Origin of the sequence: Pseudanabaena sp. SR411, assembly GCF_002251945.1 — a bacterium.
GTDB lineage: Bacteria > Cyanobacteriota > Cyanobacteriia > Pseudanabaenales > Pseudanabaenaceae > Pseudanabaena.
Map to the genome: position 1 here is coordinate 25,935 of NZ_NDHW01000166.1, position 13,363 is coordinate 39,297.

A 13,363-nucleotide genomic window follows, 5' to 3' on the forward strand; every position below is an offset into this window, starting at 1 on the left:
TACGCTGCGCGTGTGCCACAGGTTTTGTATTACAGCGCTTTGCGCTCAAACCCAAACCAAGAAAAAAATTTGAAAGCGTTGCTTTGCAACGCTTTCAAATTTTTTTCTTGTGGTTCGCTTGATCAGTAATTGCTGTAGGATACTCTTGGCAAAGTAAAAGTAAACATGATGCCTTGATCATCTCCAGATGTCACCAATAATTCACCGCGATTTTTTTCTGCAAAGCGATGACATAGTAACAATTCAATTCCTGCTATCATCTCGTCGATTGTAAACAAGGTGATCGGTTTAGCCTCAATTTTAAAAAGCTGATGGAGCTTCTCTTTGCTAATGCCTACTCCTGAGCTAGAGATAGATACTACCACCATGTTGGGGGTAACCTTAGAGGCAATTTTGACGGTTTCATACTTGTAGGAAAAACTGATTGCATTCGCCACCAGATTATGAGCCATTGCATAAACCATATCTTGATCGGCATAGACGATCGCATCAAGATTTTGCTCAAAAACAATCTGTACTCCCTTCGGAGTTGCAATTTTAGCAATCATCAAAAGAGCTTCAGCAATGACCTCATCTAGTAGAAAGGAACTGGATGAGGTATTTATCCAATCTTTGTGCAGCGTTTGCTGAAATGATCTTTCTACCAAGTTTGCGGGACTGATCGAGTTTTGGCAATTACTCAGTGACTGATCTGATTCTGATAAAGATACACTCATTCCCATTCTATCTTTTGCTTGTGTCTTAGGTGCGCCTGAAACCATGTTAACTCCATCAAAATGAGGTAGGGCTATAAGTGATGTGGGCGGAGTTTCGCGCCGCCCACATCACTTAATAAACAGCAATCACTTTGCGTCCAATATTTTCTAGAAGATATTGAGCTTCACTAGCGGAGCGATCGCTAACAATGGCAGCTACTAAAAACCTGCCACTGCTGACGGCATATTCAAATCGTGATGCATCAGGCATATCGATCCCCAATCCGATTAAAACTGCGAGTAAACTACCATCTGTAGCAATATATTCCCAATTGATGGAATAGTCTTTCTCTTGATAATTCTTAGTGATAACTACAATCTGAGAGGAACTCAAGCCTTGCCGCTTTAGTTCCAATATAGCATTGCTAGTTTCGAGTCTGGAAGGAAATGTATCGATTATAGTAAATATATCCATTGATGGAGAACTTACTGGTTGAGAAGAGGTTTCGCCACTTTCGGTCTGTATCTCTGGCGCGATCGCATAGTTAATGAGCCAGTTGGCAATAGTTTCCGTGTACAAACAATCTATTTCCACACGGCTAGTATGCTCAGAATTAATCGGTTTGTATTCGGTTCGTGTCATCATCACATTCTCTCCTCAAATCTTAAGACTAAGATATTCCCTTCTCATTAATAATTAGTGATGCACGGCAATGCCGCGCACCACTAACAGGCTCGTGGCGCAAAGTACCTTCTATTCTGTTTTAACTTTTTTGGAGAGAATGCCCAGCTTTTTCTAGAACATGCTGTACTTGACTAGCTTCGCGATCGCCACCAATCTCGATCACCAAAAATTTGCCATTTTCACTGGCTTCTACAAATTTTGAAACTGCATAATCGCTAATTCCCAATTTGATTAAAAACACGGCTAGTCCACCTTCTTCAGTAATGGTTTTCCAAGTGAGCATGTTGCCAGTTCCTTGATAGTCTTTAGCAACAATCGAAATATTCGTCGATCGCAAACCTTTTTGTTCCATTTCCAATACAGCACTGTGGGCTTCTTCTTCAGAATCAAAAATATCAACCACAGTCACTCTTTCAGTCATTTTAGAGAGAGAGTTGCCATCTTCTTCATACATTTCTGGCTCGATCGCATAGTTATTTAGCAAGCCTTCAGTATCGACTGTATGACCACGCGACTCGTTGATTTCATCAGGTATAGTAAGCGTTGATATAGTCATTTAGTTCTCTCCTAAAGGTTGCTATAACGACTTTCTCAATGCAACGATTGAGTTGATATGTGCGATCGCGAAGTTGTTTGACTTCATTACAAAACTTAATTTTAGAAGCTTGTTTGAGAAACTATATAGCGATCCTAAATCATTTGTAAGATTTGGAGGGTTGTGAGAGTGCGCCCCGAAGGGACGCACTCTCACAACCCATTTAGGATTGCTATATAACCACTGTCATCGGTAGCTACGCGCAATTAAAGAATAAAGCCCCAAAAGCTGAGGCGATCGCCTCAACTTTTGGGGCTTTATTGATGTCAATAATTGGCAAAGGATTATCATCCAAAAGGGGGATGTGGCAATTTACGCTGTACCTTCCCTTTGATAGGAGCTAGATTATTCAGTATAGACTTGTGTGATATAAAGCACAGACAGACTGCCGAGCAACTGCTTTTATGGATAGAAGTAGTATCTTTTACTTTTTATGATTTTTTAAATTATTGCCTTCATGGCTTTTGTGAAAGCAAATCACACTGGTTTTGAGTAGCAAAAAAGATAACTTTTAGTATTTCACGTTTATTTATAAATTAATTAGTACCTAAGTTATTAAAGACTGCGAGGATATTGTTAGATGGGGAATAATAATGACATGGGATTTAGATGGAGTAACTGCTTGCTGATTGATATTTTGTGCAATGAGTTTGGTCATGAAAAAGTTTATCAGGCGCTAAGTTTTAAGCACAACTATCAAGCGTTTAAGAGAGAGAATCCTCACCTTGTAGCCGAGTCTTTCAATACCCTTTCGTTGCAGTGGCAGAGAGGTAGGTCTAGAGAGTATTTAGAATCTCTAGCTGAAGAGGTACAGTACAGCATAATTTGTTATCTAGCCGAAAATTATATTAACGATAAGACCCGTGCCGATTGTGTACTTACTGAAGTATAGAGGTTTAAGCCCATTCGCGCTTTTCGAGTTCTTCTTGAGGCAATAGTAAGGTTGATTCTATCTCTTCTCTGACGCTGGTTGTGACTTCGCTATTGCTGTTGAGGCAATCAAGTAGCAATTGGTTGGCAGTATAGTAGCTTTGGAGTACATGTTGTTGATCGGAGTCAAATTCCCATTGGTTGCTGATATCGCGATGGGTGGAGATCTCTAGCTGCAACTGTTTCGCCCAAGCGGCATAGTTATTTTGACACCAGTGATCAAAGCTTGACTTCGTATGATCACTATTTGGTAATTGATCACTAAGTTTTTGCAAAGCTTTACGGAATCCTAAATCCACAACAATTCCTAAAATATTACTCAGAGAATCAGCCAAGGCATGGACATAGAAGAAGTCTTTATTTTGCTTGATTAAGGACTCTTGCAATAAGTCATCGAGTGCTGCATCCACCAATGCACCTTGGTCTAAGCTACAAGCTAAGGCAAAATGGGGTACGAGATGCGGTGCGCGGGTCAAAGCGAGATAAAAGGCTCGTCCTACAGCAGGTCTAGTTTCAGAAGGATTGGCTTCTGATTTTTTGCTTGCCCAAGCTAAAAACTCTTGTAAATAGGGATCTTGGGAGACAAGAGCATCAATTTGCAACTTCATCAATTGCATCAAGCTATCAGCACTGCGGAGCATACTGGAGGTTAACAAAAAGATTTCTCGCCAGTAAGGATCGGTAATATGGTCTACCAGTCCACTGAGCGATGATCCCAAGGCTTGAAGATTGTGACTAGCAACAATTTTGCGGGCGGTAAAATATTCCTGTAGGGCTAGATAAGAGAAAGAGAAGATCCCATGCGCTCGCTCGGCTAAAATCCCATGCTGAGACTCGATCGCCTTTAGCACTGATGTGCTGACATGATGAATTTCTTCGGGATCAATGCTTGTCTCTTTGAGAGTTTGCATATAGTCACCGATATGATGCTCGATCACATTTTGGGTAAAGAAGTATTGTTTTTGTTCAAAGGTTGCCAAGGCAACTTGACTCAAGAGCTTTAATTTTTGGGGCAACAAAATGCCGCGATAGATTTGATCCCGTTCAATCCCTTTCGATTCATCCCATTTGCCGAGGAGCAGATCCATACCTTGTTTATAAAATTCTGCTTGTTTATTGGGAAACTTCTTTTCTCGGTGGTAGATCGAACAAGCAAGATGCAAAAACAGTGGTGTGGTAACCAATCGCCGAAATCGCCAGTTTTCAGGTAATTCCAACTTTTCCATAAACTGAGAGGCTGCTACTAAGGCGTTGGTGGCACTGGCTCCACTCAGTTCAACAAACCATTTGCGGACAAAAATAATGATTTGTTCTTCAGTAAAAGGCGCAATTTCTACATCCGTAAATCCTTTTAATGCTAATTTGTGGGAAGCGACACGACAGGAAGCAATAAACTGATTTTTATAATATTTATCAAAAAATCGGCGCATTTCATTTAAAATGATTATCCCTTCTTCGTTAGATACTTCATCCATCCCATCAACTAAGAGCAAGACTCTGCCTGCTTGTAAGAGTTTCTTGATGGTTGACAATTGCGAAATACCAGAGGTAAGAAATTCTTGATGGATATATTCCAATAAATTAGCGGGCTTGTCTTCTCGTAAACTGTCGGCAAAATCACGCAATGTAATAAAGATCGGCACTTGTTCTGCGGCAAACTTACCAAAGTTGCATTGATTGGATAGGTATTTGAGAAATGTTGATTTGCCACAACCCGGTTTACCTAATACTCTGAGCTTGTGATATTTTTCGACTGCTTGCATCCCCGGAATTTGGCTTTCCTTAATTTTACCTAAACCAAAGCGATCAACATCTTCAGGGTGAAGGTTGCCAAGATCAGACACATCTAGCCATTGCTGACTGGCAATTTGTTCGAGGATATTTACGTCAATATAGACTTGCTCAAGGGATACAGGACGACTGATATCGAGTAGTTGCAGGATGCCGCATTGATGCCTAACTTTCTCATGTCGGCGCGATCGCACCATGTGGACTAGCTCATCCAGATTACTGAGTTCATGCTCTTCTGCACTCAAATCATCAGTGCGGGTATATTCTAGGGGTGGATTTAGGGCAATTTCTCGCCAATCCAAATCTAATCTTGTACAAATCTCAAAAAATGTATAACGTTCGATCGCTTGTCCAGCAAAAAAACGCCAGATCGGTTGGCGTGTTTTGATACCTACTTCATTAGCTAAATACTCTTGAGTCCAGCCTTTAGCAGCAAAATGCTGTTTCGCTTTTTTGACTCCTGATGGTGATGCTTGTAGGGATCGTTTTGCCATAGGTCATTAAGCTCAAATATGTCAGGTAATTATTAGTTATACAAATATCAGTTAAAAAGTTAGATATATAAATTAAAACTTTGTATAACTTCATCACAACTTAAATATAAACATGGAAATCTGAATAGTCACTAAATCATAACTATCTGTCCATATTGCGTTCAAGTTAAATCTGTAATAAATAGGTACTTAAACCTGATTATCTATCGATTATTTTGTTTAAATTCAATCCTTCAAAAGCTTCTAAATCATTCGATAAATACCAATTCAGCGCTAAACCTCACAAAAATGGATTGCTTGTCGATCCGCTTTTGTGGAGAAGAAAAGATATTACTTGTGCGTAGACTATAGGAGAAAAAGATTAATTAAATATAAAGAGCATAGCGATTGCGCCCCTGTTGTTTGGCTTTATAGAGAGCCTGATCGGTTTGAGAAACCAAAAAGCAAGGTTCTTGACTTTCTGAAGGAACTAGTGTGGAAATTCCTAAGCTAGTGGTAACAATATTACTGACATCAGAATTTGCATGGGGAGTAGACAGATCAACAATTGTCTGTTGAATCAACTTCGCAACTGCGATCGCACCTTCAGTATTAGTATTGGGAAGAATAACTGCAAATTCTTCACCACCATAACGGGCAATCAAATCTGTTGGTCTTTGCAAGGTCTGTTTTACAGTCTGTGCTAGCGTAGTCAAACAATGATCTCCTGCGGGATGTCCGTATAGATCGTTGTAGCTTTTGAAATAATCAATATCCAACATGATTAAAGACAATGGCTGCTGCTCCCGTAGCGATCGTTGCCACTCACAACGAAGTACCTGATCAAAGCAACGACGATTGCCAACTTGAGTCAAAGCATCAACAAGAACCAGATATTCCAATTCCTGATTTGTCTTAATTAATTCTGATTCTGACTGTCTGAGATCCTGCTCAATCTGTATATGTTCAGTAATCTTCAGTTCTAACTCAGCAACTTCTTTGACATGTAGTTCTAGTTGCTTATGACATTCATCCAAACGCTCTGGTTTGCCTTCAAAGACCGCACATTCATCTTCAGCCTTGTCAAATGACGGCTCAGCCTGAGACTTAGAAATAGAGGTATATCCTTTTCCTGCTTGTCGCAATTTGATATTTTCTAGAATGCTTGATTCACCTCGAAAAGCTTGAATTGTCGGCATTGTTTCATTTTTAGAGAATCGGCTCATGTCATTTTTATAGGCGCGTGGCAACATAGATAATGGCTCAGAATTGTATTCTAGGTTATACATAGATATCTACATAATATTTGATTAGAGTTCATTCTACGAGAATGTATCCTGAGAAAGTCATTGCACAGTGCAAGTTAAGCCCTTAATATACTTGACGCACTAAATCTCTAAACCCCCCTCTAACTCCCCCTTGGGAAGGGGGAGAACTTAGACTTCCCCCCCTTCCCAAGGGGGGACTGAGGGGGGGGAAAATTCAAGTATATTAATGCCCAAGTTAAGCCCTTGCCAAGGGTTTAATCATCGCTACTGTGTCAGTCCCATAAAATTTACGTGGCGCGTATGTATAGCATGAGCATCGCCATTCACACAAAATGTTGAAGCTGATAATCCTAAGAAAGCACCCCAATGGACGCGATCGTTGAATTCTCCAATATTAATAACTTCCCGCTCTACAGAAGTCTCCCAAGGTCGGTCAGAATAAATCATGATTTTCGCTCCTAATGATAGTAAGAAGAGATTTTCTTAGATCTAGAAGGATGATAAGCGCAAAGCGCTTATCATCCTTCTAGATCTTAAAAGCTAATCTAGCGAGAAGCAGATACTAAGCGCTGATCTTGAATCTTGCTCTTGGCAGTCTTAAAGTCGGTCGCGAGTTGTTTCTGTTGTTCATCGCCAAAACTACCATTAATGCGAGGGAACATTTCATCTTCCTCTTCTTTGATATGGGCAGTTACATCTGCTGCCAAAAGCTCTACCGCAGCCTTAAAAGCCACCGTATCTTCACAGTTCATGGTTTTAATCTGTTCCAGAGTTTGCTTCATTTTGGCTTGCTCGTCATACAGACTCTGAATATCGTTGTAGTAAGGACGCACAATCGGATAGATGACCTCCTCCTCGGCAGCAGCATGAGCGCTCAAGTCTTGATAGACCTGCCCAAAATACTCCTCTAGCTTTTCAGGATTATCAGTAGTTTTAATCTGAGAAAGCAGAGCAAAGACCTTAGTATGATCAAGGCGAATCAGATCGCAGATCGTGATCTCATGGTCGTTACGACTGATGATGCTGCCAGCAATACCACTTAAGGCCGCGATCGTGTCCTGTACCCTTGACCACAGTCCACTGTCCGAAGGCTTGCCTGTGAGTTCCATCGTACTTAGAGATTCCATGATCCCTTTGAGTTGCTCCTCATGTCCACGATTTTCAAAGTTGACGGCATTGAGAGGGGCGATCGCCACAGCAATATCGGCTCCTACCACTTGACCAGCCTTGTGAACGAGAACTCCTGCCATAGCTTGAGTGTGTTTGAGAAGTTCATGCTTAGCAACCTTATCAAACAAGGAGAGATCTGAGTCTTGCATCATTTTACTGACTTCTTCAAACTCTTCATGCATTGTCGATTTTGGTTCAGCTTTAATCCCATACTGCACAATTACAGTATCGATAATGCCCAAGTTCTTCTGATCATCTCGAAGAAAGCCTTCTAAGCGATTGGTGATCTCTCGATCTGGACAAGCAGCAATTAAACTCTTTTCATTGGCAATCAGCAAGTTTTGAGTTGCCTTCATGTCTGCCAATTTGACTGCGATCGCAGTCCGTTTGTTATCTTCAAGTGTTACTGACATTGACAATTGCTCCTGATGTGTAGCTTTAAGAGACAATTACTTCTCTATAGTAAAAATCATGACACTGGTATGTCCAACTACCTGAGTGACATGATGAACTTGCTTTACTACGAAACAAAGTGTAATAGAACATAAAACCAAAAAGAGAGTTGCAGCGCTTCGCGCTGCAACTCTCTTTTTGGTTTTATAACTAGTTTAACGTCGAATTGCGGTAGAAGCGCGATCCCATGCATCTTTTACTGCGTGTTTAGCTTGTTCCCAAGGTAAACTTCCAGTTTGATTGGCTTGATAATCACGCTGCAAGTCTGTTTCAACTTCGCTGTAAGTCCGACCACTATGACCATAGCGATCGTACCCTTCATAGCCAGTACGATAGGCTGGTTGATAGTCTTCGTAGGTTTTGTCTGAATTAACATAGGTGCTAGAAGTATAAGTCTCCTGCCAATTAGTGTCTTCAAAGGTAGGATTAACTTGCTCAGCTACATCCTTACCAGCTAAACCACCAACGACTGAGCCGATGACAGCCCCAACTACAGCCCCAACTGGCCCACCAACTGCACCACCGATGACTGTGGCTACAGTGCCAGCACCAGCGGCTCCCACACCTGTTCCCAAGGGATGCGCTCCCACTTCTCCAGAAAGTGGATCGAGATTCGCATCAGATTGGTCTTCAGGATTTACGTTTCTGTTGACAGTTCTATTAGTCATTTTTTCTTGTCCTTAATGTAATGATTTTGAAGCAATGAAGTACCTTGCTCTGCACGACGCTTCATTGCTTTTTGTTGGAAGATTTCTGTAATTCTGCAATAGCTTCTAAGAAGCTTTGACCAAGCGGATTCCATATAGTAAAACCACTGCGCCAATGGTTGCCACGATCAAGCTACCGACCAAGCCGCCACCCGTAGAGACACCGAAGGTGTTAAATAGGAAACCGCCTAACAATGCGCCGACAATACCAACAATAATATCGCCCAGCACACCGAAGCCACCACCTCGAACAATCTGTCCAGCTAAGGCTCCGGCCACTAGTCCGATCAAAATAAACCAAATAAATTCCATCAGATTTTCTCCTTTTGTCCATTTCAAGTATTTGTGAATGAAGAGGATTGGTAGAGACTCACACAACCTATCCTTGTTTTTTATTTTGGGAATGAATGTATACGCATTCCCAAAATAAAAAACAACCACAGTAAAGGTTTTAGGGTTTTAATTTGCGATAGATAAATTAGCGATCGCAAATTAAAACCTACAATTACTGAATCTATTGACCTAAGAAGTTTTTGACAGAATCAATAACTCCTTCAACCTTGTTCTCGGCTTTGTCAGGAAGATCTTTGGTGTTTTCCTTAACTTCATCAGCGCGATCGCCTGCCATTTGCTTAGTCTTCTCTACACCTTCACCAATTTTGCCTTTGGCATCCTTTGCCATATCCTTAGCTTTATCAAGATTGTCCTTAGTACCTTCCTTGACATTTTTGGCTAATTCTTTGGTGCGGTTTCCAGCTTCCTTGGCGAAGTCCTTAGAGGTATCAGCAAGTTTGTCAATCACCTTGTCAGTTCTGCCATCGCGGAGATCGCGACCGATTTCCTTAGTGATACCTGCGGCTTTGTCGATCGCCATGTCTGTCTTCACGCCTTGGGTCATTTTGTCAACTTGACTGCCAAAGCTTGCTAACGGAGAAGCGATCGCACCAGAGCTAAAGAAGGTCACTTGCAACATCATAACTAGCGCGAAACCAAAAGCGAAAAGAAGTCCTTTCTTGACACCATTTAGTAACGCAGTCACTGGAGTATTAAATGTATTAGCATTACCATTGTCTAAGATATGAGTCATTTGTTTCACCTAAGATTTTGTGTGTAGTTCACGAATCAATATTCAACTTAACAGTCGATTGTTTGATCTCATGTTTAAGCAATGTATGAATTGAGTGAATTGACCTAGAAACAAATAAATCTTTACTATAAAATCTCCAAATTCTTAAAAATTGACCGATCCAAAACTTGTGCTGTCTGTTCATTAAACGATACAAGTTTTATGTCCTGAGACACTTGGCAATAGCTATATAGTAATGTAAGTTTTGTTTAGAACATAAAACCAAAAGGATGAGTAGCGGCGCTTCACGCCGCTACTCATCCTTTTGGTTTTGATTTGTCCTAGCTATCTCTTGCGTTGCTATATAAAGGTATTTATTGTAACAATTTAAATACTTTTAACCCATTTCATACAATTCATTCAGTTTTTTATATTTGCCTATACATGATTTATGACATTCAAGTGCGAAGCTAGTTTTAGTGAGTAAATTACTGATTGATAGTCTATTCATTTATAGAATCAATTTTGAATAAGTAGCTAGGCATAATTAAATATAAAACCCAAAATAAAACCAAAGTGTCTATGGCATACGTGCATCGTTTGCCATAGGTTTTGACTCTAGTTTTTAATCGTGTCCAGCTAATTAATTTAAGTGTCTGAGCATAATTAAAAATCGCTCCAAAATCTGCACTGCCCTTTGTAGGTATAGGTTTTGTAGTTTTATATTTGATTAATCTTACTTATTCAGTAAAACTTGCATCTACATAAATTACACAAAATAATTGAGTGTCAAATTATGTTTTTCCACAAGAAAGATCCCATTCATACTGTACAAGTTGATAAGGCTGATCCTCGTTTTGCTCAACTCTTACTAGAACAATTTGGTGGAGCAACAGGAGAGCTTTCCGCAGCTTTACAATATTGGGTACAGTCATTTCATATTGAGCTTCCAGGCATCAAAGATATGTTGCAAGACATCGCTATTGAAGAGTTTGGACATTTAGAAATGGTAGGCAAGCTGATTGAAATCCATACTAAAGATGTTGATCAAACTGAAGCCTACAAAAGTACTCTGTTTGCTGTAAAAGGCATGGGACCACACTTTCTTGATAGTCAAGGTAGTGCTTGGTCAGCTAACTACCTCAATGAAGGTGGTGATGTAGTGCGTGACCTCAGAGCCAACATTGCCGCAGAGGCTGGCGCTCGTCAAACCTATGAAGCTTTGATTAAACTCGCAACAGATGATGGCACTTTAAAAACATTACATCACCTGCTGACTAGAGAGATTTCTCATACGCAGATGTTCATGAAAGCTTTGGATTCTCTCGACAAGTTAACTGATCCTTTCTTCGGGAATATTCAACCTGACGAAACCGTGAAGCTTTACTACAACCTATCCACTGACGGTAGCGGTAAAGACGAAAGGGGATCTTGGAATTCAGAGCCAGACTTTGAGTACATTGCAGACCCACTCAATCATTCATCTAAACCAGCTTCTAAATAAGCTAAACCATCAATTTATTAACGGAGTAGAAGATCATGATCGGACAAACTAAGCGCGCTACAGGTACATTTTCGAGTCACAAAGAAGCTGAGTCAGCATTGGGTGAATTGAGAGATAGCGGATTCAATATGGATCAAATCTCGATCATTGGCAATAATGTCAATCGCAGTTCGGATATGGCTGGCGCTCAACAGGGCGAACACCTCAATGATCTCAAAGATCGTGATCGTGATAACAAGGTCGGTGAAGGTGCTGCCACAGGTGCTGCCTCTGGTGGTGCAGTTGGAGGACTAACTGGCTTGCTTGTAGGTTTGGGACTTGTCGCCATTCCTGGCGTTGGTCCCGTGATGTTGGCTGGTGCTGCGGCTACAGCTTTGGCGACTACGCTAACTGGTGGTGCGATCGGCGCAGCCGCAGGTAGTCTCGTAGGCGGATTGGTTGGTTTAGGTATTCCCAAAGAGCGTGCCAAAGTCTATAGCGATCGCGTGGAGCAAGGAGATTACTTGGTGATGGTTGATGGTTCCGATCAAGATATTCGCCAAGCTGAAGCAATTTTCCAACGTTACGATATCCATGAATGGGGTATTTACAATTCTGATAATGCTTCTAATAGAACAGGCGAAGTCTCTTTGAGATAAGTAATACCAAGTTAGGAAATGGCAATGCCATTTCCTAACTGATGCTACATCAGTTCCTAACTTAAAAAAATAGAGAAATTTTAAAAAAGCTTACTAAGCAAGCTTTTTTAAAATTTCTCTGGACTACATACTCCCTTCCCACTAAAGAAATAGACATCAAAAACCAAGAATTAGCGTTGCGGCGCTTCGCGCCGCAACGTCTAATCCTTCGCTGGGAAGGGAGTAACACCTAAACAGACTGTAATAAATCAAGGAATTTCTATCATGAATACAAAAATTGCTTCCTTGCTACTAACTAATTTTCTCTTAGTTACAGTAGTAGCTTGCACCGATGCTCGAACTACCTCTGAAGCTCCTGCACCTAGCGCAACCTATAGCACTAGTAGCCCTACTGCCTCACCGCAAAACACTCAAGCGGCTATGGATGATGCTCAAGATGAAACTCGCAAGAGACAATTGGAAGCTGATATTCGCGCCCGTGAGCAACGCAATGACGCAATGGGTGACTCAACAGTCCGACCAGATAGCGATCTGGCTAGCGAAGTTCGGAGCAAATTGGAGGCTAATATACCCAAAGGGAATTTAACTGTAGAATCTAAGGATGCAAATGTCGTAGTTTCAGGAACCGTTCCTTTGCTAAATGATCTTACTAAAGTCAAAAGTCTGGCAATGGAAATCAAAGGTGTTAAGACTGTCACTATTAAAGCAGTAGTTGCTAATTAGCTCCTAAACCCCAAAGGGAATAGGGGTGCTTTGCACCTCTTCCCTTTGGGGTTTGATGTTCTAAGAGCGTATTTACTTAAGATGGACACATTGCGCCACATCTTATCTTTTTAGTTAACATTTAAGCGTTAATCATGCAAAGTAAACGTTCTGCATCATTCTGCAACATGAACTCCATCATCGGTATGTGACTCTATGAGAAGTCACAAGACTAAACAGATTGATAAATTATCAGAGAGTAACTATGCAAACTAATACACCGCAGGCTGAAACTGCAAAAGTCATGCTACGCAATGCTTGGATTTCAGGATTCACACCTCAAGCCGAACTCTGGAATGGTCGCCTTGCTATGCTTGGCTTTGTGTCAGCGATCGCGATCGAATTATTTACGCATCAAGGAGTTCTCCATTTTTGGGGAATCCTTGCTTCAGGTATAGTTCCAGTTTCATAAACTTGATTCTCTGTAATTTATTCCGTTATACCAACTCACGAAATGGCATATAGAAGATCTTAGATGAGTTGTAAGATTTGGAAGGTTGTGAGAGTTTGCCCCTTGTATCTAGGAAGAAAAGTAAAGGATAAAATCTTTACTACAATCCGAAAAAGCAAAAGCAGAGATAAACTCGTTCTGCCCCTAGGGACACCAAGCCCGTACTGTAGATAGA

The 13,363-nt window shown here is 40.9% G+C and carries 15 protein-coding genes; 5 read left to right on the top strand and 10 right to left on the bottom strand.

Annotated features, from left to right (window positions below):
• Positions 1-122: 122 nt before the first annotated feature.
• From B9G53_RS17060 to B9G53_RS17070, 3 genes are all read right to left on the bottom strand, one after another.
• Entirely contained in the window at positions 123-716 is a 594-nt protein-coding gene (locus B9G53_RS17060) for an ATP-binding protein (protein WP_176453255.1), read from the bottom strand.
• Positions 717-828: 112 nt separating this feature from the next.
• Positions 829-1,341: a hypothetical protein gene (locus B9G53_RS17065; protein ID WP_094534410.1), complete on the bottom strand. Its 513-nt coding sequence runs from the start codon at positions 1,339-1,341 to the stop codon at positions 829-831.
• Positions 1,342-1,459: 118 nt separating this feature from the next.
• Positions 1,460-1,936 (bottom strand): hypothetical protein, encoded by a 477-nt coding sequence (locus tag B9G53_RS17070; RefSeq protein ID WP_094534412.1) that lies wholly within the window; start codon positions 1,934-1,936, stop codon positions 1,460-1,462.
• A gap of 619 nt (positions 1,937-2,555) precedes the next feature.
• Between B9G53_RS17070 and B9G53_RS17075 the strand changes: the two genes are divergently transcribed.
• The gene (locus B9G53_RS17075) at positions 2,556-2,867 is read left to right on the top strand and encodes a hypothetical protein (RefSeq protein WP_094534414.1); all 312 of its coding nucleotides are present in this window, start codon (positions 2,556-2,558) and stop codon (positions 2,865-2,867) included.
• Positions 2,868-2,871: 4 nt separating this feature from the next.
• On the opposite strand, the gene B9G53_RS17080 is transcribed toward B9G53_RS17075, so the two are convergent.
• The 7 genes from B9G53_RS17080 to B9G53_RS17105 form a co-directional block, all read right to left on the bottom strand.
• Complete coding sequence (locus tag B9G53_RS17080; RefSeq protein ID WP_094534416.1) at positions 2,872-5,190, bottom strand: NACHT domain-containing NTPase; 2,319 nt, start codon at positions 5,188-5,190, stop codon at positions 2,872-2,874.
• A 365-nt stretch (positions 5,191-5,555) separates the two neighbouring features.
• Entirely contained in the window at positions 5,556-6,458 is a 903-nt protein-coding gene (locus tag B9G53_RS17085) for a diguanylate cyclase (protein ID WP_094534418.1), read from the bottom strand.
• A 243-nt stretch (positions 6,459-6,701) separates the two neighbouring features.
• Complete coding sequence (locus B9G53_RS26880) at positions 6,702-6,884, bottom strand: hypothetical protein (protein WP_141211808.1); 183 nt, start codon at positions 6,882-6,884, stop codon at positions 6,702-6,704.
• Positions 6,885-6,982: 98 nt separating this feature from the next.
• The gene (locus B9G53_RS17090; RefSeq protein WP_094534420.1) at positions 6,983-8,020 is read right to left on the bottom strand and encodes a hemerythrin domain-containing protein; all 1,038 of its coding nucleotides are present in this window, start codon (positions 8,018-8,020) and stop codon (positions 6,983-6,985) included.
• A 195-nt stretch (positions 8,021-8,215) separates the two neighbouring features.
• Positions 8,216-8,728 carry a hypothetical protein gene (locus B9G53_RS17095; RefSeq protein WP_094534422.1) on the bottom strand — a complete coding sequence of 171 codons (513 nt, stop codon included), beginning with the start codon at positions 8,726-8,728 and terminating at the stop codon, positions 8,216-8,218.
• Positions 8,729-8,833: 105 nt separating this feature from the next.
• On the bottom strand, positions 8,834-9,079 hold the full coding sequence (locus B9G53_RS17100) for a GlsB/YeaQ/YmgE family stress response membrane protein (protein WP_094534424.1): 246 nt from the start codon (positions 9,077-9,079) through the stop codon (positions 8,834-8,836).
• Positions 9,080-9,281: 202 nt separating this feature from the next.
• The gene (locus tag B9G53_RS17105) at positions 9,282-9,854 is read right to left on the bottom strand and encodes a hypothetical protein (RefSeq protein ID WP_094534426.1); all 573 of its coding nucleotides are present in this window, start codon (positions 9,852-9,854) and stop codon (positions 9,282-9,284) included.
• 775 nt (positions 9,855-10,629) lie between these two features.
• Between B9G53_RS17105 and B9G53_RS17110 the strand changes: the two genes are divergently transcribed.
• The 4 genes from B9G53_RS17110 to B9G53_RS17125 all read left to right on the top strand — a co-directional run bounded on the left by B9G53_RS17110 (position 10,630) and on the right by B9G53_RS17125 (position 13,149).
• A complete protein-coding gene (locus tag B9G53_RS17110; protein WP_094534428.1) occupies positions 10,630-11,337 on the top strand; it encodes a manganese catalase family protein in 708 nt (235 codons plus the stop codon).
• A 35-nt stretch (positions 11,338-11,372) separates the two neighbouring features.
• The gene (locus B9G53_RS17115) at positions 11,373-11,975 is read left to right on the top strand and encodes a general stress protein (RefSeq protein ID WP_094534430.1); all 603 of its coding nucleotides are present in this window, start codon (positions 11,373-11,375) and stop codon (positions 11,973-11,975) included.
• Between the two features lie 264 nt (positions 11,976-12,239).
• Positions 12,240-12,698, top strand: coding sequence for a BON domain-containing protein (locus B9G53_RS17120; protein WP_094534432.1), 459 nt, complete (start codon positions 12,240-12,242; stop codon positions 12,696-12,698).
• Positions 12,699-12,942: 244 nt separating this feature from the next.
• Positions 12,943-13,149 carry a chlorophyll a/b-binding protein gene (locus B9G53_RS17125; protein WP_176453256.1) on the top strand — a complete coding sequence of 69 codons (207 nt, stop codon included), beginning with the start codon at positions 12,943-12,945 and terminating at the stop codon, positions 13,147-13,149.
• Positions 13,150-13,363 lie beyond the last annotated feature (214 nt).

Coding starts and splice junctions, on each gene's coding strand:
- B9G53_RS17060 (WP_176453255.1), bottom strand. CDS start 716: ATGAGTGTATCTTTATCAGAATCAGATCAGTCACTGAGTAATTGCCAA.
- B9G53_RS17065 (WP_094534410.1), bottom strand. CDS start 1,341: ATGATGACACGAACCGAATACAAACCGATTAATTCTGAGCATACTAGC.
- B9G53_RS17070 (WP_094534412.1), bottom strand. CDS start 1,936: ATGACTATATCAACGCTTACTATACCTGATGAAATCAACGAGTCGCGT.
- B9G53_RS17075 (WP_094534414.1), top strand. CDS start 2,556: ATGGGGAATAATAATGACATGGGATTTAGATGGAGTAACTGCTTGCTG.
- B9G53_RS17080 (WP_094534416.1), bottom strand. CDS start 5,190: ATGGCAAAACGATCCCTACAAGCATCACCATCAGGAGTCAAAAAAGCG.
- B9G53_RS17085 (WP_094534418.1), bottom strand. CDS start 6,458: ATGTATAACCTAGAATACAATTCTGAGCCATTATCTATGTTGCCACGC.
- B9G53_RS26880 (WP_141211808.1), bottom strand. CDS start 6,884: ATGATTTATTCTGACCGACCTTGGGAGACTTCTGTAGAGCGGGAAGTT.
- B9G53_RS17090 (WP_094534420.1), bottom strand. CDS start 8,020: ATGTCAGTAACACTTGAAGATAACAAACGGACTGCGATCGCAGTCAAA.
- B9G53_RS17095 (WP_094534422.1), bottom strand. CDS start 8,728: ATGACTAATAGAACTGTCAACAGAAACGTAAATCCTGAAGACCAATCT.
- B9G53_RS17100 (WP_094534424.1), bottom strand. CDS start 9,079: ATGGAATTTATTTGGTTTATTTTGATCGGACTAGTGGCCGGAGCCTTA.
- B9G53_RS17105 (WP_094534426.1), bottom strand. CDS start 9,854: ATGACTCATATCTTAGACAATGGTAATGCTAATACATTTAATACTCCA.
- B9G53_RS17110 (WP_094534428.1), top strand. CDS start 10,630: ATGTTTTTCCACAAGAAAGATCCCATTCATACTGTACAAGTTGATAAG.
- B9G53_RS17115 (WP_094534430.1), top strand. CDS start 11,373: ATGATCGGACAAACTAAGCGCGCTACAGGTACATTTTCGAGTCACAAA.
- B9G53_RS17120 (WP_094534432.1), top strand. CDS start 12,240: ATGAATACAAAAATTGCTTCCTTGCTACTAACTAATTTTCTCTTAGTT.
- B9G53_RS17125 (WP_176453256.1), top strand. CDS start 12,943: ATGCAAACTAATACACCGCAGGCTGAAACTGCAAAAGTCATGCTACGC.